Below are 23,257 nucleotides of genomic sequence, written 5' to 3' on the forward strand. Positions count from 1 at the left end.
ACGATTTGAACCGTCGGATGCTCGGCATTTTCTTTATGGATACCGATTGGTTGAATTAGTTTCCGTCACTTCACCGCAAACACGGCAACCGATCCGCCGTTTTCATTCGTTGCCACATAAGCCGTTTTGGAATCCTCGCTCCAAGAACCCGAATACGAGATGACTGCGTTTATATCCACATGTTCCAAGATCCGTACACTATTCGTTAATTTCCCGTCCACCAGCTCTCCCATATAGACATTCGCTTTAAACTCTCCATCAACTTGGACAGGGGTACCAAACATGATCTTCTTTTCATCGGGAGACAGATTATAAGATGGGATCCATTTGCCCTCACTGTCCTCTCCTCCTGCCACGAGAAGCTGTACTTGATCCGTTTCACGATTTAGCAGAAATATCCCATCTTGCTCATCATAATTACCTTCGAAAAGAATTGTACCATTCTCTAAGAAATGAAAATCATTTATATTGGCGGCTTTTTCATTGAATCCTTCAATCATTTCAATAGTACCCTGATCCGTAAGTTGATATATGCCATACATGCCTTTTGTAGGACGGGCGGGAATCACTATTTTGTCACCCATCTTTTTAATATAGGATATCGAATAGTCCTCAATGGAACTCAAATCCCATGTTGTCGTTTCACCTGTATCTATTTGAATCAAGTTGACAATTTGAGCATCGGGCTTCATTTCAAATTGAAATACTTCAGTTCCTGCTGGGTTCGCAAAATACAATTGTTCGGGCGACCCACCTTCCATGGTTTTCGATTCACCCGTTTTTAGATTGTGAATCAACAACTCATCCTGTTCATAAGATAGACCGTGACTGCCATCTTCCGAAAGCTCCCGAATTTCCACACTGGCAATCTTCGTATCTTCTTCGTATTGAATATCAAACGAATACAACTCTCCGTCCTTATTGTAATAAAGTTGTTGCCCATGAAACATGCCGAACGTAAACCGGTCACCAATTTGAACATCCTCTTGCCTGGAAAGTTCCAAGCTGCTATCCGCCAAGGAACTTTCAAATTGTACATCTTCATTGATCACTACAGTTTTTGGACTTTGCGCATTCCCTTGCGTGGAACATCCCGCTGCCAGCAGAGTGGTTGCGGCAAGTAATGCAAGCCCCTTCCATTTTCCATTCATCTTTTTTCCTCCTTTTGTTGTGCACATATACACCATACAGCTTACGTATTGCCAATTTCTCAACAGTTGTTGCCGTTTTGTTGCCAAGGAGGAAGATAGATGGCCGTAATGGCTTGACCCTTTTCATATTGAAATGAAATCGTCCCATCAAGACGGTCGATGATTTCTTTGCAAATAAACAGGCCGAGCCCGCTATTGCCCTTTCCTTGTGTATGGATAAACGGATCGAAGGCATGCTCCACTATGGTTTCTGATATCGGGCGACTTGGATTGGAAACAGAAATGTTGCCGCTCCCAACCGTAACTTGAATCGGTTCGCCTGCCACGCCATGTTTGATTGCATTATCCACGGTATTTATGAACACTTGCCTGAGTTCATCGTGATTTCCATATACTGAAAAATCATCTCCCTTACAAACGATATCCATTTGTCGACGGTGAGCCTTTAAACGCATATCTTCACATACGCCCGCCACCAAGGGAAACATCTCAACTACTTCCCGCTTCTTCAGCTGTTGATCCACCTCATTTTTAGACAGCTCAATCAATTCGATGACCAACCGGTTTAAGCGATCGCTTTCCGAACGAATTCGATTGGCAGCTTTTTGCAAATAAGCAGGATCATCAAAGCTCTCTGCACCAATAATCTGGGCATAGCCTGAAATGATCGCCAATGGGGTTTTCAATTCATGTGTGACATTATTAAAAAAATCGGTTCGGCTTTTTTCCAATAGAAGAATCTTTTCTTTCTCTTCTTCGATGGTCTGGATATGTCGTTCGATGTCACGCTGCATCTCGTTGAAACTAGTAGCCAGGTCCTCCAGTTCATCTCCCGTTTTCACTTGAACCTTAACATGATAATCACCCGCCGATACGTTTCGAGTCGCCTTTGTCAATTGAACTAGCGGTTTGATAATTTGACTTGTGAGCAGGAGGGAAATGAGAAACACTCCTAAAAATAGACCGATGACCAAAAGGGTGAAGCTTTGCAGCACTTTTTCGTTTCGGGCAAATAAATTCGTATAATCTCCTGTAAACTGAAATACACCATAAAATTCATTATGTAAATATAAAGGATAGGAAAAGAAAATAAGGTTTCCTTCCTCTACATCCAACCGTGTAAACGCTGCCTTGTTCTGGTAGGCCGCATCGATTTCTGGAAATTTCCTTCCCGTACTTTCCAGCTGATATTCCAATAAAATCGGCTGTTCCATGGGAACGGCTTCATATAAAAAATGACCTTCCTTATCGTATAACGCCACACTTTGTTTATGGAGCTTACTTAATTCCTGAGCGATAATTCCACCAAACTCTTGAAAAAGATCCTCTTTTGGGGGCGAATGAAGCATGAACTGCTTGACGTATTCCCTCGTCGTATGCTGTAGATTAGTTAATTCATTCTCAACCGCCGCCATACTGTTTTCCTCTAACGAATCCTTCAAAACCTGGTATACAACCACAGCCGCCAACGAGAAAAGGATAATGTATCCGACCATGAATTTTTTTCGGATAGTCCATTTCATTTTCCTACTCCCCCTTCATCTTATAACCGACTCCGAATACCGTTTCGATGACGGATGGCAAAGAGGGGTCGTCCAGCTTTTTCCGGATCCGCTGGACATGGACATCGACCGTTCTCAAATCTCCGGCATAGTCAAAATCCCAAACCGTATCGAGGATTTCTTCCCTTGAGAAAACTCTATTTTTATGTTGGGCAAACAGCAATAGCAATTCATATTCCTTTGGCTTCAATGCGACCACTTCTTCCTCTTTTCGAACGGTATGCGAACGCGGTTCTATACTTACTTTCTCGTTCACTCGCAAATAGGACGTTGTGGAACTGGCAGCGCGCCGCAACAATACTTTGATACGGATGAGCACTTCGCGGATATCAAAAGGCTTTGTCATATAATCATCCGCACCCAGTTCGAGGCCGAGGACTTTATCGACGATATCATCCCGTGCAGTCAGCATGAGAATCGGGACAGAGCTTATCGCTATCAGTTGCTTGCAGATGTCAAAACCGCTTTGATCCGGCAACATCACATCGAGAATCACAACATCCGGATGCACCCCTTCAAATAAGCGAATCCCTTCTTCTCCCGTTGCTGCACCGTGCACCCGGTACCCTTCCTTGCGTAAGGCGTAGGACAGAATATCCAAGATGGAGTCTTCGTCTTCTATAATTAAAACTGTTTTATTTTCTTTGATTGACAAGCAGTTCACTTCCCATTTCCTCTGTATGGTGAATGTTGTTCATTATACTAAAAGGTTGTTGCCAAATTGTTGCTTTGTCATGAATAATCCTTCTTCCTTTTTCACAGCTTGTGATGGAGAACGATTAGTGAAGAAAGCGAGGATGTAGATTGGCTGAAGTTATTACACGTTCCAGGTTGCAAAAAGCCGGACTTCTATTATTGATATTAGCAGTTTTTGATGCGCTGGTGACAGACATCGGCATACGGCATGCCCACATCGAGGAAGCCAACCCTCTCATGCGTTTTGTCTACGAACAACATATCGTTTACTTCTACAGCATCAAAATCGGGCTTCCGCTTGTCCTTCTGCACCTCCTGCAATCCATCAAGCCAAAACGGTTATGGACCATTCTCATGGGCGGCGCGCTTATTCTTTATTTACTAGTCTCGGGTCTTCACCTCTATTGGATCACTCACGTATAAGAAAAGACCAAGTCCCTGGTAACGCGGGACTTGGTCTTTTTCATAAGTCTTCCATTGTCTGAATCAGCCCATCCGACGAATGGGCTAATGTATCGATAACCTCATTCAGTTCCTGTAAAATCTGCGATATTATTTGGATTTCTTCATTGGATTGCCCGCTTTGCTGCTGGATTCCGGAAACCGCGTCCGCAATTTCCCGGAACGATCCCGAAATACGGACTGTATTTTCCGCGCTGCCTTGGATCAATCCATTCATCTCTGTCACAGACTCCGTCATTTCCGCAATTTTTTCATCCGTCTGCTGAATAAGGCCCGTAACGCCTCCAATGGCATTTTTCGTCTCTTCGGACAGCTTGCGGACTTCCGATGCGACGACTGCAAATCCAGCTCCCTGCTCCCCTGCCCGAGCCGCTTCGATGGCGGCGTTCAACGCAAGCAAGTTCGTCTGGTTTGCGATAGTGGTCACGATGTTGACGATTTCCCGGATTTGCCCGGACGATGTTTGAAGTTCAGCCATTTTGCTTCCCAATTGGCGAATGCTCGATTGCACCGCGTCCATCTGTTTCGTCTGTTCAGCAATCAATTCATTTCCGAACTTGGACTTTTGCTCCGTTTCCGTCACAAACGCCAGATTATGGGCTGTGAAATTTTTTATCGACGCCGCTTGGGTGGCCAATTGCTCCACGGAAGCACTCGTCTCTTCACTGACTGACGCAAGGCCCTGCGCCGTCTCGATCACTTCCTGTTTAACGCCCATTTTGATATCTTGCTCTTTTTGCCGGAGTAGGGCCTGCTCCTCTTCAAATGCCTCCAGCACCAATTGCTGTTCAAAGTTGAGAATTTTATGGAACGCCACGAGCACTTTATGCTTTTGCTCCGATGGAATTGACAACGTCTTCACAAACTCCGAAAACTCGTAAAACAGCGGTTCAAATGAACCCATATACCATTTCGGCTCCAAGCCGACATGGACATGGACACGGGCAATCGTTTTTCGTTGTCTTAAATAATCAGCATCGATCCGCCCTTCAAACATTTCCATCAAATGCTTTTGCAGTGTCACTTTAAGTCGATCGACCGTGCTGTTCTTCGCGATGATTTCCATGAGGGAAGGTTCGACTTCCAACGCCTTATAAAACGCGTTCACTGCTGACTTGGCCATCGGCTCGATATAAGGTTTCATGTTCTTTAACAAGCCCAGATCCTTCGTCGTCAAATGGATCAATGTCAGTTGTTTCTGTACTTCGGGAAATTCCCCTACGTCGATAATGCCCGCCGTGGATTCGGAAAGGTCGGGAATCGCTGTCAGTCCATCAGTTGGGGTCGACCTCCGTAAATAACGTACCATTGCTTTTTGCCTCCCTTTTCCGTACAATCTTAGATGTTTCCGCTCTATGTATATCTTGACTAATTTTACTCAATGTGGAACTTTTTTCAATAGTAATTTCTATCCACTTCGAATAATAAAAATAACTCTTCAAAAACACCTCTTAATTCCCTTGTAATAGTAGCCTCGTTGGTAAAATCTCCTTTGTTAGTATTTTCTTATTTTATTAATTATGATAAAGTTAAAGAGTTTTAGGACGTGAACAGGTTGTCATTAAAATGAACCCCTCTGACCGGATTGCTGTTCCTGGCGGTTGCTTCCCGCGCAATCCGATACGTGTAAAGCATTTTTTAATTCATCATAATAAAATTTGTGGAGTTGAACCGCTTTGGAATTACTGCTGATCATTTTACCGGTATTTCTTATTTTCGCAGCGGGGTATGTCGGCCAAAAGCTCATAGGGTTTGATATTAAAACGATATCTACTATGGCATTGTACCTGATGTCCCCCTTTCTTGCATTCCGGACGTTCTATGTGAATGAAATTACAATGGATTATTTCTATATCATCCTCTTCTGCCTACTCTTGATGGGAGGCCTTTTTATCGCTGTCTGGGTGACATCCCGTTTGATGAGAGCGACTCGCCCCCAATTTTCCGCAATCATTCTCGGAGCAGTCTTTATGAACAGCGGCAACTACGGGGCGCCGGTTGTTTTATTCGCTTTAGGGGCAATTGGATTCGACTACGCGGTCATCATGATGGTGTTCCAGACAGTTTTGATGAATAGTTTCGGCATATTCTTCGCGTCGCTGGGGGGATCTGAGAAAGCATCCATTCACGATTCAATCCAGCGGGTCATCCGCATGCCCGTCCTGTATGCAGCCATTGTCGGCGTCGCCCTGCAATTGCTCCATGTGCCGATCTCTTCATCCCTAATGGAAGGCATCAGTCTGATTGCGGACGCTTCGATCCCGACCGTCATGCTCGTCCTCGGCATGCAGTTGGCGGTCATTACCCGGAAACGCGTTGCGTATCGGTACGTCACTGCAACTGTCATTATCCGGATGTTCCTGTCTCCGGCAATTGCGGCGGTAATTGTACTATTCTTACCAGTCAGCGATTTGTTGAAAACCGTGCTCATTATCCAATCTGCCATGCCTGCTGCCGCCAACACGACAATGTTCGCCTTGCAATTCGGGACGGAACCGGACTTGGTGTCCTTTACGACACTCATCACGACACTGCTAAGCTTGCTCACCATTCCAATCGTCCTGCTGCTATTAGGGATCGGATGAAGGGAATGCTGTTTCATCGCAAAGAAAGGGGATTTTTACGTTGAATAAAATTCCACCGTTCGTCCTGCTCGTGTTCGCCACGATTTTATGGGGCGGCAATTTTGTCATCGGCCGCGGAATCGCAAGTGAATTGCCGCCTTTCACCTTATCGTTCCTAAGGTGGTGCACGGCATTCCTCGTGTTTCTGCCTATCGCTTGGCTCCCTTTGAAACGGGAATGGCGACAGCTCAAGGAGCATTGGCGTACGGTCATTTTCATGGCCATCACAGGGGTTGCCAGTTTTAATACGCTCATTTACGTCGCGCTTCACCATACGACGTCCATCAACGCATCGCTGATGAATACGTCGACGCCGATCATTATATACATATTATCTTTCGTCTTTTTAAAAGAGAAGTTAACGCGCAATCAGCTGATCGGCACATTGATCTCGTTGCTTGGCGTCCTGTTCATCATTTCCAAAGGCTCTTTTGAAAGTCTTCTACAATTTTCATTCAACCAAGGCGACTTGATTGTCATCATTGCGGTCATTTGCTGGGCAATCTACTCATTGCTTGTGAAACAGTATGCGATGCGGCTCCCAAGCAGTCCGACCTTTTTAGTGAGCATCTTCCTCGGAATCATCATGCTGCTGCCCTTCTACCTGTATGAAACGATGAACCCCGACATCCACATCACATGGTCGATGAATTCCATCGGGGCGATTTTATATACGGGGATTCTCGCTTCGATTGCCGCGTTCGTCTGCTGGAATACGGGCGTAATCCGGCTCGGGGCGAATAAAGCAGGCATCTACTTGAATTTCATTCCCGTGTTCGCCACACTATTTGCGGTACTGTTCATCGGGGAGTCGCTGCAAGTATTCCAGGTGATCGGTGGCCTGTTCGTCATTTTAGGTGTGTTTCTGACAACACGGGCACCCCGCTTGCGGACAAGTGACGGCTGACTTTTCTGGCATTTATCGGTATGATAAAGAGAGTGATGACTAAAGGGGGAACTATCCATATGACGATTTCATTTGAAGCGAAAGAGGAGTTTTTCACATTCCATGATCCGATGCAGGACGGGAAGTTAATCGACCGGAAAACGGAAGTCCGGTTCGATCCGTTGACTGGAGAAACGTCCCGCATCATCTTCGATCCGGGTGCGCCGTTTTCACCGCCCGATTACGAAGCACTCGGCAAGGAAACGGAAGGAGCAAAATGTCCGTTTTGCCCGGAGAACGTAGGGTCCTTCACACCTAAATTTCCGGAGGAGTTGGTCGAAGGCGGAAGATTGACCATCAATGAAGCGGTCGCTTTCCCGAACCTTTTTCCATACAGCAAACATAATGCTGTCGTCAGGATGTGCGATCAGCATTACGTGAAATTGGACGAGTTCACCATTCCGATCATTTCAGATGCTTTCTCCGCAGCGCTTGCCTATTTGAATAAAGTCGCGGAATCAGACCCGGACACGAAATATGCGTCCATCAACTGGAACTACCTCCCTCCGTCGGGCGGCAGTATTTTGCACCCGCATATCCATGTGCTCGCTTCCGAACATCCGACGAATTATCAGCGGATTATGAAGAACGGTGAAAACCGCTTGGCAGCTTTGGTGGAAGTAGAACAGGAGCGGAACGAACGCTGGATCGGCAAAGTGGGATCGATTAGTTGGGTGCATGCCTATGCACCGAAAAGCCACTGTGATTTCATCGGCGTATTCGACGCCGCTTCCATCCGGGAGTTAAATGAGCAATCATGGACAGACTTGGCAGAAAGCGTTACCCGGTTCTTCAAATATTATGGGCAAGTGGGGCTCGCCAGCTTCAACTTGGGGCTTTTCATTCCAATGACAGCTGATGGAAACGAACGGGTCCATGTCCGCATGATTCCGCGGATGACGACGGGCATGCTAGAAACGAGTGATATGAACGTGTTCAACTACTTGCATCAGGAACCACTCTGTTTGAAAGTTCCCGAAGAAGTGACAAAAGACGTCGCGGTTTATATCAACTGAGGCAGGGAAAGTGAAATGGCATACTCCATCACAAGATGATGGGTATGCCATTTTCATGTAATAGGCGAAAGGAGAAGTGAGCCATGGATCATATAAACTATTTAAAACGGTTCCAAGCTTCCGATCTGACGGAGCCTTCATTCGAACATCTGGCTGAATTGCAATTCCGGCATATGCAGCACGTCCCGTTCGAAAACCTCGACGTCATCCGAAGGGTGCCCATCTATCTGAATCTATTGACGATCTACGAAAAACTCGTAACCGCAAAACGCGGTGGCTACTGTTATGAACTGAATGGCCTGTTTCACTGGCTATTGAACGAACTTGGCTACGACGCGCATCTAATATCCGCCACTGTTTGCCGGCCGAACGGACAATGGGCAAAAGCGGATACGCATGCGGCAATTGTCGTTCAAATGGAGCAACCATACCTAGTCGATGTCGGGTTCGGCGATTCCACCATCCAGCCGATTCCTTTGAATGGCACAGAGCGAACGGATTCAAGCGGGACCTACTGGGTCGAATCCCGCGAAGATGGCTTTTTTGACTTAATACGCAGAAGAAATGGAGCACAACGAACGCTATATCGGTTTAACCGGGAGAGCAAGTCGCTAGTGGATTTTCATGAAGGCTGTGTGTTCAATCAAGTGTCCAAAGAGTCTACGTTCACCCATGCCGATCTAGCAACAAGGGCTACGGAGTCAGGTCGGATCACACTTTCCGATTGTGAATTGAAGGTGAAGGAGAATGGGAACGAAACGAAGATCGTGCTTACCACCGAGGAAAAGAAGAATGTGTTGGCGGAGACTTTTGGAATCGTGCTGGACGGAGCGGACTGAAGCTGCTTTCTTTTTGTAATACGACGTTCATCAAAATTTTGAAACAAGTCAAAGGGACATAGTCTTTTTGTCGCTTCGACATGAGGTATCTCGAAAAATCCTTTTACTATTGGGGACAGCAACTCTATCCTGCATCCTTGGCAGTCTTTTTATCGGATTGAAGAGCATAAGAAAAAGCAGGTGGAAATCGTTCACCTGCTTCCTTATGAGCTTTAGACAGCCCCTACTTTCACTTAAGCACTCTTCTCAATTAATGACGTAATCACTTTTGGGAAATTTCGTTGGCGTGTTTCGTAATCATTCTTCAACTTCACCACAGTGCCCTTTCCTTTAATTCAAGTTCATCCAAACACTCTTCACTTCCGTGTAATTATTAAGCGCATACGAGCCCATTTCCCGTCCGAAGCCGGATTCCTTATAACCACCGAAAGGCGAAGCGGCATCCAACACGTTATAGCAGTTCACCCAAACCGTTCCGGCTTGCAGGCGGTTCGCCACGTAATGGGCGTTTCGAATATTTTCCGTCCATAGTCCCGCTGCCAGGCCGTAATGCGTGTTGTTCGCACGCTTGATCACTTCATCTAAGTCCTCAAACGGCAATGCGGAGATCACCGGTCCGAAAATTTCTTCCTTCGCAATCGTCATTTCGTCGCGCACATCGGCGAAAATAGTCGGTTCCACGAAGTATCCTTTGTCCGTATGGTTTCCGCCGGTAAGTAGCTCGGCGCCTTCCGATTTTCCTTTTTCGATGTATTCGACTACCCGCTCCTGTTGTCTTTTGGATACAAGCGGCCCGATTGTTGTGTCCTGATTGATCCCTGGTCCCTGCTTCAATTTCTCGGCATGGCTGACGAAATCTGCTACCACATTGTCAAATATTTTCTTTTGAATGAAAACGCGTGAACCTGCGGAGCAGACTTGACCTTGGTTGAACATGACGCCCGACAATGCTCCGGGGATGGCTCGAGATAGGTCGGCATCCGGCAGAATGATATTCGGTGATTTCCCTCCAAGCTCCAATGTGACGCGTTTCATCGTATCCGATGCGACCCGCATAATCGACTTTCCGACCGCGGTGGAACCTGTAAAGGCAATTTTGTTCACTTGCGGATGCTCGACCAATGCCGCGCCGGCCCCTCCGCCAAAGCCAGGAACCACGTTGATAACGCCCTCCGGGAAGCCCGCTTCTTGTGCAAGTCCCGCAAGATACAGCGCAGAGAGCGGCGTCTGTTCCGCCGGTTTCAATACAATGGTACAACCCGTCGCCAAAGCAGCCCCCAATTTCCACGCCGCCATCAAGAGTGGGAAGTTCCAAGGAATGATCTGGCCGACAACCCCGACCGGCTCATGTCGCGTAAAGTTGAAGTATTGCCCTGGGACCGGAATTGTTTGCCCGACAATTTTAGTAGACCATCCCGCAAAATAGCGAAAGTGCTCGATTGCGAGCGGGACATCGGCATTCGACGATTCCAAGATCGGCTTCCCATTATCGAGTGTTTCCAACTGGGCGAGTTCATCTTTGTTTTCCTCCATAAGATCGGCCAGTTTGTAAATGAGCCGGCTCCGCTCCGCTGCGCTCATTTTCGACCAAGGACCCTCATCGAAAGCTTTCCGAGCCGCCCTCACCGCCATATCGATATCCTCTGCTCCCGCCTCGCTCACTATCGCAAGCACTTCACCTGTAGCAGGATTCAGTGTTTCAAATGTTTTGCCCGTGACGGATTCCACGTCTTGTCCATTGATATGGAGTTTTTTCGTCCCTTTTAAAAACTCTCTAACCTTTGCATGCAATTCGATTGTCGTTTCCATGTAATTGCCTCCCTGTGTGCAGTTTATATTTTTTCCAACAAAATAGTGTTACTACTTTGATAAATAATCAAATGACTTTCCAATCGTTCGAGCGTTCCGTCACCTGACGTATTGATGAAAATAAGGCATTGCATCCTGAACGGTTTTCCCTTCCTGTTTTTCAAACAATCGTGCAAGCCAGGAAGTAAAGTGGGCGGCCGCGAAGCTATGCCCGTGAATATTATAAATTTGCGTCTCTTTCGGCAGCTCTCGCGGGTATCCGCATGCCGAAAAATCATTTGGAGCATTTAGCTGCCATTCCATTCTCGGAACTTCTCCTGCACGCACCCCGAAAACTCCAGGATAGTTCGCGGGCCATAGCAAGCCTGTTTGCTCGTTGTATGAAGCGACAACGGCAACCCCTTTTTCAATGGCTGCAGCACAAGCCTCTTCAATCACCTGATAGCTTCGGTTTACACCTAGGCTCAGATTGATGATATGAGCTTCTTGATCTACTGCCCAGTCGATCGCTTCCGCCAGGACAGAGGGATAGCAAGCAAGCTTTTCATCAAAAATCTTTCCAACGAGGATTTCAGCTTCCGGGACCATTTGACGCATGACTGCGGTCACTGCGGTGCCATGTCCGAGGTAGTCCCGGATATCTTCATGAGGCTCGATGCCGCCTTCCCGGTTTACTCGGAAAGCCAATCCTTCCAATTCTTGATCGATATGCGAATGGTATACATTGACACCACTGTCGAGAACAGCGATTTTCACGCCTTTCCCCGTAAATTCCGATAATGGATCAACTCGTTCTGCTTGTTTCCCAGTAACCATGGCGATTCGCTTCTCCTCCTTCATTCCAATGATCTGCAACGGCTCTCATCCCAACATACGAGTCTGCTTCCGAAATAGTAGCTTGCTGGACCAACAGCCAACGGTCGACCCAATCTAATGACTCCAATCGATGGGAGATAACGAGGAGCATCCGATGCGCCCTTGACTTCTGCCAGAAATGCAGCCGTTTGAACAGTTCCCTCTCCAATTCGTAATCGAGCCCGCTCGTCGCCTCGTCCAATATGAGAATATCTGGTTTCCTAAGCAGGCCACGAGCAATCGACAGCCGTTGCTTTTGTCCACCGGAAAGCACTTTTCCGCGTTCCCCGATTACCGTATCGTATTGGTTCGGCAACTTTTCGATTTCCAAGTGAAGTCCGATTTCGCGGCATACCCGGATCATCTCATCTGTTGTGATTTCCTTTCGCTCCTCTGCCGAAAGTCCAAGCAGCAGATTTTCAGTGATTGTGTCATGAAGAATTTCCACATCTTGCGCAACGACAAACACTTGCTTGCGTAGTTGACTTACCGGCATTTCCTCAATCGGCTGTTGTTCATAAAGCAACCTCCCATGTGACGGTGTCTTCAAGCGAACCAGCAGATCGATGAATGTGCTCTTCCCACCTCCGCTCGGTCCGATCAACGCATAGGAATAACCTGCTTCCAAAGTCAGATTGACATTTTGAAATAAAGGCGGTATTTCCTTTCCATATCGTTTGCCTATGTCTCTACATTCGAACAGCGGGCCGGATGTCCGCGGCCTCGGACACGTTTCCCTCGCCCCTTCATCTTCTACTGGCAGATTCAAGTATTCCATTAGCCGATGGAGAGAAACAAACATGTTCTGGAACCGGATATAGAGGCCTGCCAACGTTTGCACCGGTGAGAAGAACCGGCCCAAATACGTTGTGAATGCAAGCAAGCTTCCAAGCGTCATACTTCCTTCAATGACCATCATCCCTCCTAGGAATAGAATGATGGATGTCATCCCCATCGTGATGATTCGCGGAATGCCACCCGCTACGCTCTCGATAATGGCATATTGCAAAGAATGATGGTTCAACTGATCGATTTTGACGCCGAGCTTGTCTTTCCTATCTGTTTCCGCCCGGAGCAATTTGATAAGTCGGATCTGGCTAAACGTTTCAATCATATGACCTTGGATATCGCTTTGATCCTCCCGGATATCCTTTGTCTTCTTTGTAATTTTCGGTCGGAAGTAAAAGAGTGATGCGAGCAGGAACGGGAATATAAGCAATGTCATCAGAAATAGTTTCCAATCCAGATATATCAACACACATGTGATAAAAACCAACGTTAGAACAGACATGCAAAGCTGAAGCAACCCGTCGGTCAATGTCCCTTGAACGATGTTAATATCTCCGTTGAGCCGCGTTGTAATATCCCCGACCCGCGTCCGGACAAAAAACGAGTAGCGAAGTCTTTCCAGATGGTGGAACAAATAAAGCCGCAGCTTCTTGATGATTGTCAGTGTCGTCCGTAAATAGATATAACTGTTGATGAGCTGCAGGACGGTTCCCAACAAGGTCAATCCGAAAGTCAACAGCAGAATAGTCTTCAGATCATATTTGGGCTGGATGAGTACATCATCAATGAACACTTTGGACAAATATGGATATGATAGTTCCAGCGCCGTTCCAATAATGGCAAGGATGAAAACAAGGGTCAAAACTAAACGGTGCGGCGCAAAGAAGGGCCAAAGCCACCCGAGCATTTTCCTACCCCGGATCATCGGTAATAGCACATATATTTGGATTCACAAAACTCAGGCGTCTTGCGGATAGCGATGGCCCTTTCCTGAACTTTCTCCTTTTCCATCCCGCGACGTACCGACTTCACCACATCCGAAACGAGTTGCACGCTGGCCAGTTTCCGGACGGAATTCGCTTCTCGCCCGACAATTTTCAACGAATCGATGCCAAGTGCCGCAATATCCGGGAGTGCGCATAATCCACATGGGCCAAGCGGGATGCCATGGTCCGAAACAGTAGACCCGCAACTATGCGTGAACCATACAAAATCCTGGTAGTCTTTAAGATGGGATGCAAGTTTTTCCTGCTCTCTTAGGGACAGCTCGCGATCTTCCGCCGACTCAAACTGGAAATCCCAGTTTTGCGTCGCACAGAAAGCGCCAACCTGGTTATGTGTCGTAAAACAGAAGCTTTCTTCATATACACAACCGTCATTCAGAATGAACAACTCATACTCGAGATCCCGTCCGCCTGCATCCATAATTTCCGCCATTTCTTCGAGCGATAGACTGCGCGGAAAAACGATCCGTTCCGCACCAAGCTCGCGATACAATTTGACGCTTTCACTATTCAGCGGTGCCGCCAAACTGCTCACATGGATGCCGGCATCCGGGTAATGCGCTTTGACCGCCATCATCAAACCGATATCACTGACAATAAAGGCATCTGTGCCGCACTTATATGCCTCGCCAATAATATCAAGCAACAATGGGATCTGTTCCTGTGTATAATACGGTGCATTCAATGTCATAAATACAGGAACATCGAAGGAATGCGATTTTTCAATCAACTTAGCGAACTCTTCTACAGCCGGTATGCTTGCCTGTGTTGCACGGCGATTCATCCAAACACCACTAGTGAACGAGCGGATCCAGTTTGTCGGGATAAACCCTGCGTAAAATTCCTCCGCGCCATTATGGACAAGCATTTCCACTTCTTCGACCTGGCTGATGGGTGCTAATACTTTCAAATAGTTCCCCTCCTTTTACACCGGTATTTTCGGACTGATAATCAGTCGGTCCACCTGCATGTCATCCGCCCAATCGAGGACATTCCCTACGAGCTCTTCGGTTTGCTGATAAAAAGCCGAATTTCCTTTTTGCATCGTCCGAACTGGCAATTGGCCGAGCTGCTGTCTCGTGTTTTCCATTTGAGCGACGTAGTGGCAGCATTGCTGCTTGCACTGGACATCGCCTTGGAATTTTTCCTCCCGCGGCTTGTGCAGAGTTCCCACTAAACAAGAGCGACCCGTCGCGATGACGCCATACCCCAAGTAAAGTGATGTCGCCAATCCTTCCCGGTCTGCCGATTTCTCGATCGGTTGGATGAACGAATCATACTCAATCCGCTTGACGTGCATCCTGTCGAGGAACTGTCGAAAATACGGAGTTTCAAATGAAGAATTCATGAATACCGATTTTGCCCGTTCCGGTGCATGCTTTTGATTGTATAAATGAGCGACACGGGGGTCGCGGATCATCTTATTCAATAGGCGGCCGATGACGATTTGCAGATTCGGATATTTTGTGGCGACTGCGTAGCACATTCCCCAGTCATTAACCACTACCTCCACTTCCGTTTCTTGGGAGTCCAGCCATTCGAAGATGGGAAAAAGCAACTTCATACCATTCTCCGGAACATATGGAGTAACAAATGTGAAAGCGAAACCTCTTTCTCTCGCATACTCATATGCTTTCCGGACATCTTCCACCTCTGCAATCCGATATTGGCAAAATTCCGACCCAAAATATAAGCGCCCGGGTTCCGTCAGCTTAAATTTTCGTTTGATGTTTTCTTCTAAGATTGCTATGGTTTCTTGCTCCATCGGGGAAAGCGTCTCCCTGTTTTCCAACAAGGAGAGTTGCTTTGCATCCTGGACAGCGAGCGCTAATTCCATATCGCTTCACTTCCCATTCATTGTTTTATTTGTACGACGCGGACGTCCATCGCATCTGTTTTCAAATCGACTGTCCCTTTAAACTCCAATGTTTCTGCATCATAGAAATTGACGTCGGGGCCTCCTCCTCCGGCGTAAATCGTTTTTCCATCACCGCTTATATTGAAGCCATAAGATGTTCCCAATTTTGTTTTGATGACCTTGTCATGCTTCAGTGACGAAAGATCGGTCTTTGCAAGCATGTTCATTCCCCCATATGCCTTTTTCCGGTCATGTGAAATTATCCCTGAGAAAAAGCCGATCGGTTCTTCCTTATACTCGATTTTCTCTACCTCGCCCGTTTTTAAATCCCATGTAACAAAACCTTCCGTCGTTTCGCCTGTTTCGGGATGGTACACATAGTTGACCGTGGATGCTAGATAATTAGTTTCTCGATCACGCGGCCAAAGCAAGAGATAGTTACTGTTGCCGGCACTCTTATCCTCAGGATCAAACAGCTCATAATGTAGTGTCAAAGTGTCCTTCTCAATATCATATTCATACAAATCCCTACCCCAGACAGCAATTTTGCTGCCGTCTTCATAAAATTGCAGAACGTGCACACCGTACGGAACTTCAATCTCCTTGACAATCTCCTTCTTTTCTATGTCCATAACGAGGATGGCAGGAGGCAATGTTGTCAACTCTGTTCCTTCCACTTTTGAGCGCATCGTCATAGCGTAGAGCAGCTTGCCTTCAGGATCCACATCCATGCCATAGATGCGCGAACGGTAATTGTCTTGTGTAAAATCCAACTCATCAATTACAATATTTTTGGCCGTGTCAATGACAGTAACTTTCTGCCTTATGTCCGTACTTACGAATAATTTACTCCCGTCTTTCGAAAAAGTCGTATCCCTCGTCATACCGGTTACCGGAATATCCGTTACTTCCTCCGTTTCCGGATCTACAGCGAAGACATATTCGTAACCAGTGAGATAAAGCATTTCTTTCGTTTTCCCGGTTTCTTCGGCCAATACTGAAGCGTTCAAACTGACTACGAGGAAAACGGCGAGCATCGAAAAAAGCCATTTTCTCTTCAATATACTTCCTCCCTTCTAATTAGCATGACAATCGTCAAGAGGTAGTCCCGCGATCCGGTCAAGGAACGTCGGATTGTCTTCCATGACTTGTACATATGCTTTCAGCGCAATGGTATACCAGCGATACATCCAGTTGCAGTAATGCAAATTCGGAGAAGTGATTTCCCCTTGCCGCTCTTTCGCTTCGTAGTAGCATCCGCCCGAGCACGTGTGCTTCAACGGACAGCGGGAGCATGTCGTTTTGTTGTCGACATGCAGCGACTCGAGCAGCGTCTTCTGGAATCTACGATCGACTCCTTGATAGATATCTCCCATCTTGTACTCATCTTGTTCATTAAAACGATGGCACAAGAACAGGTCGCCTGAGGGGCTGACTGCATAAAAGCCGATGCCGGCGCCGCAGCCGTAGCTTTTATTAACTCCCGTATGCAATTCGACTAGGACATTTACCAAGTTGGAGAAACCAAAATAGCGGTCTTCCTTTGCTTCGTGAACAAAAATCTCTGTCAGTTCTTCAAATTCATCCAACAAGCGGGAAAGCTCCGGCTTATTTAAAATAAAAGCCTCGTCCGTTTCGGAAACCGGTGCGAACCCGACTTCGTGGAACCCCATCTCTTGAAGATGAGTGAACGTTTCTTTTACATGCGGGAAATCCTTTGTCAGTGTAACCCGGGCAGCGACCGGTTTCGTACGATGCTTTTCAATCAGTTTGCGTGCATTTTTATTGACCATTTCATAAGATCCATGGCCTGATTTGAACGGCCGCCATGTGTCTTGGGTATTTTCATCTCCATCCATACTGACCGACACGCCGACATTATGCTCGACGAGAAAATTGATGCGTCTCTCGTTCAATAGCGTCCCGTTCGTCGTCATAGAAAAATCAATCTTTTTACCCGCTTGCTGTGCTGCTTTTTTCCCATATTCCACGACATGGGTTAGCAGCCTCCAATTAAGCGTCGGTTCTCCTCCGAACAGAATGACAGAAACATTTGGCGCGTTTTTGGATTCTTTGATTAGAAAATCAATCGCTTTTTCAGCAGTCGGCTCATTCATCGCTTTCATAGGAGCGCCGTATTCACCGCCGCCCGCATAACAATACGTACAACCGAGATTGCATTCGTTTACCAAATGGAAAACAAGCGTTTGAATCGGCAATTCTCCTTGCGGAACACCGGGAGTCCTACTATTTCTCCCGATACTGTCATTTAACCGGATGACTTCTTGCTGTAGTAACTCCTCAATCGCTGATCGAACTTCCGCCTTCCCGTATTGGATACTTAGCTGCTCTTCGACTTCGCTTAGCGATTGAGAGTCGCTTTTCAATATTTCCAAGATTGATTTGCCAAGAGGTGAAATTTCACTGATAAAGCCACTGAGCCCCTGGAACACATATGGTTTGCCTTTTACTTCAAACACGAGCTGATTTGTCACTGATAATTGATCTGCCGTTTGTATAATGGGAATCACCGCTTTCTATTTGATGTAGACATAGTCTGGGAGTGTGACAAAGAGTTTCGATTCACCGGTCAGTTTATCCTGAGTGGCCGGATCTTGATAGATTGCCTTGGCAGTGACGTATCCCGTATTGTTGGTAGTCCAGACCCGTTCAGGATTCGGACCCCCTTGGGCCGGAGTGAAAAGTCCGGTTTGGGTGTTGATCTGCCCAACGTACTTCAATTCATCGTTTCCTTCTTTATCTTCATGAAGCTCCCACTTGACGTTCAGCGGACCGATTTCTTGATTATCCGCAGTGTAGCCAATCGCTTCAAACTGGACGCTCTGCAAATAATCGGTATAATTCAGCCGCGCCAATCCGCGCTCCGGCAATACTTTAATGGAATCTACTTTATCAAATGCTATGATTTTGACAGGCTGTTCGCCGTCTTTCAAATCGAGTGTTATTTCGCCTGTCCCTTGAGCTGTCACTGTAATCCAGACATCATCCCCGTTCTGCTTTTCAACTTTATCGACAACCAGTCCTTCAGATGCAACAAAGCTGTCCGGTGTCAGCTGGTCGGGCAACTTTGAGCCGATAACCCGAATGGTTTCTGTTGTGCCTGATTTAATGGAACTTGGCCATGTAGCTATAAGGGCTGTTTTGTCTGCTTTATAGTACGTTTCATCTGCAAATATCCCTTTATCGTTTACCTGGTTCCACCGACCCTCAATTTTATTACCGTCTTCTATTACATTGAAGACACCTCGGGTTTTTACCTCACCATCCGTTAAACTGCTGCGCAATGAATACCCGGCATACTTCCGTACATTTCCTTCAGATTTCTTTTCTTGTTCATCAGGCATGAGCATCGTGCGTTTTTCAAAATACATATCTTCCTTTTCTGAAATGTCGGCATATCCGCTATATATTCCGCTTCCCGGCTGATGGCCGACAATTCTCCATGTCCCTGTGATTTCATAATCAGTCTTTTTGTCTTTCCATTCTTCCCAGTCTTCCGAATCATATGGATGGATGCTTGCCATATAAGCGAGAACTTCTTCTGCCTCTTCTTCCCATTTCATCGTCCGCATTTGATAAATCATGGCCGGACTCATCCCGATATGGAAATCTTTTAATTTCATCCACTCGGCTTCGGTACGGTACTGTGCCAGCGGCCTTCCTCCCGCATGACATGCGATACAAGAACCCTCGATCTTGTCGTATTCTTCTGTAACTGGTTCAATCGTTGAACCGCTTTCTGTCAGCCAATACATGACTTTTTCAGTCTCTTTTGGCGCTAAACCATTCTTATCGCTCAGCTCCTGAACAATAGCAGCTTTTTCTTCATCCGTTACCTGAACTCCCCACGCCGTCTGCATGCGAGTAATTGTATCCTGCCATCCTTCCGGTGTTTTACGGACATCACTAATCCGATCGACTTTTCCGTCTTCCCCCACAGCATGGCATGTTATGCACGATTGCTTGAATGTGTCGCTCCATTCTTCGTTTGCTAAGCTGACTCCCGGTGCGTTTGCTTCCTCGTCCTCTGTAATTTTTTGCGGTTCTTCTTTTGTACAAGCGGCAACCATTACGAGAGTAGCGAGAAATAACAAAATCACACCAATCGATTTCCTTTTATGTTGGATCACCCAAATCCCTCCTTACTCATCAATAAATTTTAGTTTTTGCCAATCTCTTACGGCGGCTGGACAATCCTGATGCCATTCCGGATATTTCGTCAAACCATCCGGTACTTGTGCTGCCCACCAGCAATCTCCGTAACAGCCATAAAGATCGCGCTCCATCGGCTGGCAAAGGGCGGCTACGGAAATCTCCGAACTATCCGCCTCCCATCCCGGATCAAAAACTGTCGTACAGCCAATCGGCAATTGTAGGCCTTCCACATCCATTATTTCTCCTTCGTTAATTCGCCTCATAGCCATTTTTCCTTTGCGGTTCAACGGTTTACTGTGTTTCATAAGCCCACCCTTCCTTTCTTAATGTAAGCCTTTGCAAAACTAAGAATATCAAGGTAGAGTAAAATCAAAGCAAAACAAAAGTAAAAATAAAGTAAAGAAATAAACTTTTCGGAATTATAAAACTTTGGTATGATAAGAAAATCCGAGCATTAACAATGGAAAACTAGGCAAACATTGGTCATGGAACCACCCGTTTACGAAGTGATTTAAAGAGTTCATGTTCAAAAGGGGGAGAAATGATGCATCAATCTACGATTCTACATGTGGACGATGAACCAGAGATCCGGGAATTGATTGGTCTCTATTTAAAAAAGGAAGGATATAACTTCGAAGAGGCAAGCAATGCAGAAGAGGCGCTAAAAAAATTAAAAGCTGTCAATCCGCAGCTAATCTTGCTGGATGTCCAGCTCCCCGATCTCGATGGCATTGAAATTTGCCGACGTATTCGCCAAGAGACGAACGTACCTGTGCTTTTTTTGAGTTGTAAAGATTCGGAGATTGATAAGGTCATTGGTTTAAGTGTCGGCGGAGACGACTATATCGGCAAGCCTTTCGGAATGAATGAATTGATTGCGCGAGTGAAAGCCCATTTGCGCCGATACTACGAATCAAAAATATCTATGCCAGAAGATGTGTCTTCAGGAGAGGCGAACGTTTTCACATCGGATTCCATTCTATTGGACAGTGCACGTCATGATTGCTATATACGGAACAAAAAAGTCCAGCTTTCCTCCAAAGAATTCGAACTGCTTCATTTTTTCATGCTCCATCCTTTTCAGGTGCTAAGCACGGAGCATTTGCTGGATTGCGTTTGGGGATACGAGTCGGAAATTGATACAAAGACGGTGACGGTTCATATTGGAAATTTACGAAAAAAACTAGGAGAAGATCCAAAAAAACCAAGGGTCATTTTAACTCTCCGCGGGGCAGGGTATAAATTCAATGAGTCTGTCCAAAAAAGCTAATACTCTTTTTCATAAATCTTTTTATACATTCAGAGGCAGGATGCTATGGACATTGCTTCTTCTCTCACTTGTTCCGCTCATTATCATCAGTTACTTCGTCATACAAAGCACGAAAAACTCCATCACAGTGACAGGGGCAAATATTGAAGAGGATATCAGCGAGTACGCCCTCTATCTATATAAAGAAAATATAAACAGACAAGCAGAAGCGACGAGCATTCAATTGGAAGGATATAAAAAACAAATCCTTCAATTGCGCACAACTTTGGAGGAGGTATTTGAATCGTCCATTGTGCCGCCAGGATACTCTCTCCGCTTACAACAAGATATTGGCGGAGTTTATTGGGAATCAGTAAAAGGGGATTTCTCCAATACAGGAGCGACTGCCTCCTATCCCGTAACGGCGGAAACGGTGGAGCGACTGGAACAGACAAAAAGCATTGAAGGGACGATGAAACAAATCGTCAAAAGCAATCAAGCCATTGTCGCTGTTTATTATGTTTCTCCAACATCTGCGTGGCGTATTTATCCAGCCATGAACACCCCAAAGGAGATTCACGATGGCTTTTTAACGGCGGATGCCGATTTTACGAAAGAGACTTTTTATACTGCTGGAGCAGATGTTTCCCCAAATAGCAACAAGGTAGGTTGGACGGATCCTTATATTGACCTGACTCATCGGCATGAAATGTTCTCCATTTCGGCTCCTATTATTGGCCCAAACGATGAGGAACTCGGCATTTTGGGCGCAGATATTACGACACACCGCGCCTTAAATCATTTACTTAATATGAAATTCAAAGAAGAATTCGCCTACGCCCTATTACTGAACCAAAATGATGAATTCATCGCCTACCAGGATCAGGCGGATAACGATCTGCCTTTTTTGACAAAAGCAATCCGTCAACAAATATCGTTAGACGAACAGCCCGTCCTCCTGAACGTCAACGGTATGAATAAAATTTTCCTGTCCGCCACAATTGACCATACCGGATGGAAACTGATTTTTGCAATTCCTGAAGCAGGTATTGTAGATCATATTAAAAGCTTGACAGACCGACAATTAGCAGCACATGAGCGAACGATTTTCAGCCACCTCCGGAATGTCATGATTTTCACTTTGCTAGTCATCATTTTGTGTTCCATCGCCATATGGAGGAATTTTACGAAGCCGATCCGCGAAATCCTCGGCGGCATCCGCTCTTTCCAAAATGAAAATTTCAAGGCGGAAATCCCGTCGCAATCCCTTCACGAGTTCAATTTGGTCAGTCAATCGTTCAACTCGATGAGTCAGCAGATCAATAAGCTGATCAGCAACTACCAGACGCTGAACAGCCAGTTGGAGGATAAGGTGTCGGAGCGCACCCAGCAATTGGTTCGCCTGAACATTTCGCTCATCGAGACGAATAAAAAATTGCAGGAGACGGAACAGCAACGAAAGCTTCTTTTCGCCAATATTGCACATGATTTGAAAACACCAATTACCCTGATTCACGGTTATATTGAAGCGATCCAAGACGGGCTGATCGGCGAAGAGGACTATGAGCGGTATTTCGAGCGCATCCAAAACCATCTCGATTCCATCAACAACTTGGTTGTGAACGCTTCTGAACTGAATCGGATCGATTTGAAAGAACAGCCTTTCCACTTCCAACGAGTGGATACGACCAGCTTCTTCCAGAAACTCGGAACCCATTTCGACCAATTTAAAACAGTCGTGTTCGATATCGAACCGGATCTGCCTTCTCTTGACATCGACGTCCATTATATCGAACGGGCCATGATGAATTTGGTTAAAAATGCACTCAAGTACTCTGAGCCGGACGCGCGCATTGACGTGACCGTCAGGCAGCAAGATCGGCATGCCATCATTACGGTCAAAGACGAAGGATGGGGCATTACCAAAAATGATTTGCCGTATATCTTCGATCGTTTTTATCGCGTCAGCAAAGTCCGGAATTCAAACAAGCCCGGGACAGGTCTTGGTCTCTCCATCGTCAAGGAAGTCATCACTGAACATGACGGCACCATCGTTGCGCATAGCGAACCGGGCGTCGGGACGGAGTTCACCATCACCCTCCCCTTCCCAATGGAAGAAGATTGATAAGGGGAGGGCCTAATAATTGTCGGAATTGTGTCATAGTCTCTTCCGCCAACCTATTTACTTGCCAACTGCCAGCTACTATACTTGGATTACTTA

General features: G+C 46.3%; 20 protein-coding genes and 1 pseudogene. 7 read left to right on the forward strand and 14 right to left on the reverse strand.

The window, feature by feature from the left end; genetic code table 11:
- Nucleotides 1-65: 65 nt before the first annotated feature.
- The 3 genes from OXB_RS17350 to OXB_RS17360 are packed head-to-tail and all read right to left on the reverse strand — an operon-like array spanning nucleotide 66 to nucleotide 3,368.
- Nucleotides 66-1,151 carry a hypothetical protein gene (locus tag OXB_RS17350; RefSeq protein WP_041075904.1) on the reverse strand — a complete coding sequence of 362 codons (1,086 nt, stop codon included), beginning with the start codon at nucleotides 1,149-1,151 and terminating at the stop codon, nucleotides 66-68.
- Nucleotides 1,152-1,210: 59 nt separating this feature from the next.
- Entirely contained in the window at nucleotides 1,211-2,674 is a 1,464-nt protein-coding gene (locus OXB_RS17355) for a sensor histidine kinase (RefSeq protein ID WP_041075906.1), read from the reverse strand.
- A gap of 4 nt (nucleotides 2,675-2,678) precedes the next feature.
- A complete protein-coding gene (locus OXB_RS17360) occupies nucleotides 2,679-3,368 on the reverse strand; it encodes a response regulator transcription factor (RefSeq protein ID WP_041075908.1) in 690 nt (229 codons plus the stop codon).
- A 149-nt stretch (nucleotides 3,369-3,517) separates the two neighbouring features.
- On the opposite strand from OXB_RS17360, the gene OXB_RS17365 reads away from it, so the two are divergent.
- Nucleotides 3,518-3,832: a DUF5658 family protein gene (locus OXB_RS17365; RefSeq protein ID WP_052484135.1), complete on the forward strand. Its 315-nt coding sequence runs from the start codon at nucleotides 3,518-3,520 to the stop codon at nucleotides 3,830-3,832.
- A gap of 40 nt (nucleotides 3,833-3,872) precedes the next feature.
- Here OXB_RS17365 and OXB_RS19505 read toward each other — a convergent pair whose 3' ends face one another.
- Both OXB_RS19505 and OXB_RS19510 read right to left on the reverse strand, forming a co-directional pair.
- Nucleotides 3,873-4,589: a methyl-accepting chemotaxis protein gene (locus tag OXB_RS19505; protein ID WP_442852916.1), complete on the reverse strand. Its 717-nt coding sequence runs from the start codon at nucleotides 4,587-4,589 to the stop codon at nucleotides 3,873-3,875.
- Between the two features lie 45 nt (nucleotides 4,590-4,634).
- Nucleotides 4,635-5,180 (reverse strand): annotated as a pseudogene (locus OXB_RS19510) (protoglobin domain-containing protein); the annotation flags it as partial.
- A gap of 367 nt (nucleotides 5,181-5,547) precedes the next feature.
- Between OXB_RS19510 and OXB_RS17375 the strand changes: the two are divergent.
- The 4 genes from OXB_RS17375 (at nucleotide 5,548) to OXB_RS17390 (ending at nucleotide 9,296) form a co-directional block, all read left to right on the forward strand.
- Complete coding sequence (locus OXB_RS17375) at nucleotides 5,548-6,456, forward strand: AEC family transporter (protein ID WP_041075913.1); 909 nt, start codon at nucleotides 5,548-5,550, stop codon at nucleotides 6,454-6,456.
- A 40-nt stretch (nucleotides 6,457-6,496) separates the two neighbouring features.
- Complete coding sequence (locus OXB_RS17380) at nucleotides 6,497-7,402, forward strand: DMT family transporter (protein ID WP_041075915.1); 906 nt, start codon at nucleotides 6,497-6,499, stop codon at nucleotides 7,400-7,402.
- A 59-nt stretch (nucleotides 7,403-7,461) separates the two neighbouring features.
- Nucleotides 7,462-8,457 (forward strand): hypothetical protein, encoded by a 996-nt coding sequence (locus OXB_RS17385; RefSeq protein ID WP_041075917.1) that lies wholly within the window; start codon nucleotides 7,462-7,464, stop codon nucleotides 8,455-8,457.
- Nucleotides 8,458-8,540: 83 nt separating this feature from the next.
- Complete coding sequence (locus OXB_RS17390) at nucleotides 8,541-9,296, forward strand: arylamine N-acetyltransferase family protein (RefSeq protein WP_041075919.1); 756 nt, start codon at nucleotides 8,541-8,543, stop codon at nucleotides 9,294-9,296.
- 330 nt (nucleotides 9,297-9,626) lie between these two features.
- Here the strand turns inward: OXB_RS17390 and OXB_RS17395 are convergent, their stop codons facing one another.
- The 9 genes from OXB_RS17395 to qhpC all read right to left on the reverse strand — a co-directional run bounded on the left by OXB_RS17395 (nucleotide 9,627) and on the right by qhpC (nucleotide 20,092).
- Nucleotides 9,627-11,105: an aldehyde dehydrogenase family protein gene (locus OXB_RS17395; protein ID WP_041075921.1), complete on the reverse strand. Its 1,479-nt coding sequence runs from the start codon at nucleotides 11,103-11,105 to the stop codon at nucleotides 9,627-9,629.
- 99 nt (nucleotides 11,106-11,204) lie between these two features.
- On the reverse strand, nucleotides 11,205-11,960 hold the full coding sequence (locus tag OXB_RS17400; RefSeq protein WP_084212528.1) for a S8 family peptidase: 756 nt from the start codon (nucleotides 11,958-11,960) through the stop codon (nucleotides 11,205-11,207).
- Entirely contained in the window at nucleotides 11,890-13,656 is a 1,767-nt protein-coding gene (locus OXB_RS17405) for an ABC transporter ATP-binding protein (RefSeq protein WP_041075923.1), read from the reverse strand. Before OXB_RS17405 ends, OXB_RS17400 begins: the two co-directional genes overlap by 71 nt.
- A gap of 14 nt (nucleotides 13,657-13,670) precedes the next feature.
- Nucleotides 13,671-14,663, reverse strand: coding sequence for a peptidase U32 family protein (locus OXB_RS17410; protein WP_041075925.1), 993 nt, complete (start codon nucleotides 14,661-14,663; stop codon nucleotides 13,671-13,673).
- A 15-nt stretch (nucleotides 14,664-14,678) separates the two neighbouring features.
- Nucleotides 14,679-15,590 carry a hypothetical protein gene (locus OXB_RS17415; protein WP_041075927.1) on the reverse strand — a complete coding sequence of 304 codons (912 nt, stop codon included), beginning with the start codon at nucleotides 15,588-15,590 and terminating at the stop codon, nucleotides 14,679-14,681.
- Nucleotides 15,591-15,607: 17 nt separating this feature from the next.
- Nucleotides 15,608-16,672: a quinohemoprotein amine dehydrogenase gene (locus OXB_RS17420; RefSeq protein WP_052484137.1), complete on the reverse strand. Its 1,065-nt coding sequence runs from the start codon at nucleotides 16,670-16,672 to the stop codon at nucleotides 15,608-15,610.
- Between the two features lie 15 nt (nucleotides 16,673-16,687).
- On the reverse strand, nucleotides 16,688-18,106 hold the full coding sequence (locus OXB_RS17425) for a radical SAM/SPASM domain-containing protein (RefSeq protein ID WP_231860332.1): 1,419 nt from the start codon (nucleotides 18,104-18,106) through the stop codon (nucleotides 16,688-16,690).
- A 42-nt stretch (nucleotides 18,107-18,148) separates the two neighbouring features.
- The gene (gene peaA, locus OXB_RS17430) at nucleotides 18,149-19,762 is read right to left on the reverse strand and encodes a quinohemoprotein amine dehydrogenase subunit alpha (protein WP_231860333.1); all 1,614 of its coding nucleotides are present in this window, start codon (nucleotides 19,760-19,762) and stop codon (nucleotides 18,149-18,151) included.
- 12 nt (nucleotides 19,763-19,774) lie between these two features.
- Nucleotides 19,775-20,092, reverse strand: a complete 318-nt coding sequence (gene qhpC, locus OXB_RS17435) for a quinohemoprotein amine dehydrogenase subunit gamma (protein ID WP_041075931.1) — start codon at nucleotides 20,090-20,092, stop codon at nucleotides 19,775-19,777.
- Nucleotides 20,093-20,331: 239 nt separating this feature from the next.
- Between qhpC and OXB_RS17440 the strand changes: the two genes are divergently transcribed.
- On the forward strand, nucleotides 20,332-21,057 hold the full coding sequence (locus OXB_RS17440) for a response regulator transcription factor (protein ID WP_041075933.1): 726 nt from the start codon (nucleotides 20,332-20,334) through the stop codon (nucleotides 21,055-21,057).
- A 52-nt stretch (nucleotides 21,058-21,109) separates the two neighbouring features.
- Nucleotides 21,110-23,161, forward strand: coding sequence for a sensor histidine kinase (locus OXB_RS18150; protein ID WP_052484139.1), 2,052 nt, complete (start codon nucleotides 21,110-21,112; stop codon nucleotides 23,159-23,161).
- Nucleotides 23,162-23,257 lie beyond the last annotated feature (96 nt).

It is taken from the genome of Bacillus sp. OxB-1 (assembly GCF_000829195.1).
GTDB lineage: Bacteria > Bacillota > Bacilli > Bacillales_A > Planococcaceae > Sporosarcina.

Bases quoted from the DNA above. Each gene is read 5' to 3' on its own strand.
- OXB_RS17350 (WP_041075904.1), bottom strand. From the start codon at position 1,151: ATGAATGGAAAATGGAAGGGGCTTGCATTACTTGCCGCAACCACTCTG.
- OXB_RS17355 (WP_041075906.1), bottom strand. From the start codon at position 2,674: ATGAAATGGACTATCCGAAAAAAATTCATGGTCGGATACATTATCCTT.
- OXB_RS19505 (WP_442852916.1), bottom strand. From the start codon at position 4,589: ATGGGCGTTAAACAGGAAGTGATCGAGACGGCGCAGGGCCTTGCGTCA.
- OXB_RS17385 (WP_041075917.1), top strand. From the start codon at position 7,462: ATGACGATTTCATTTGAAGCGAAAGAGGAGTTTTTCACATTCCATGAT.
- OXB_RS17390 (WP_041075919.1), top strand. From the start codon at position 8,541: ATGGATCATATAAACTATTTAAAACGGTTCCAAGCTTCCGATCTGACG.
- OXB_RS17395 (WP_041075921.1), bottom strand. From the start codon at position 11,105: ATGGAAACGACAATCGAATTGCATGCAAAGGTTAGAGAGTTTTTAAAA.
- OXB_RS17405 (WP_041075923.1), bottom strand. From the start codon at position 13,656: ATGCTCGGGTGGCTTTGGCCCTTCTTTGCGCCGCACCGTTTAGTTTTG.
- OXB_RS17415 (WP_041075927.1), bottom strand. From the start codon at position 15,590: ATGGAATTAGCGCTCGCTGTCCAGGATGCAAAGCAACTCTCCTTGTTG.
- qhpC (WP_041075931.1), bottom strand. From the start codon at position 20,092: ATGAAACACAGTAAACCGTTGAACCGCAAAGGAAAAATGGCTATGAGG.
- OXB_RS17440 (WP_041075933.1), top strand. From the start codon at position 20,332: ATGCATCAATCTACGATTCTACATGTGGACGATGAACCAGAGATCCGG.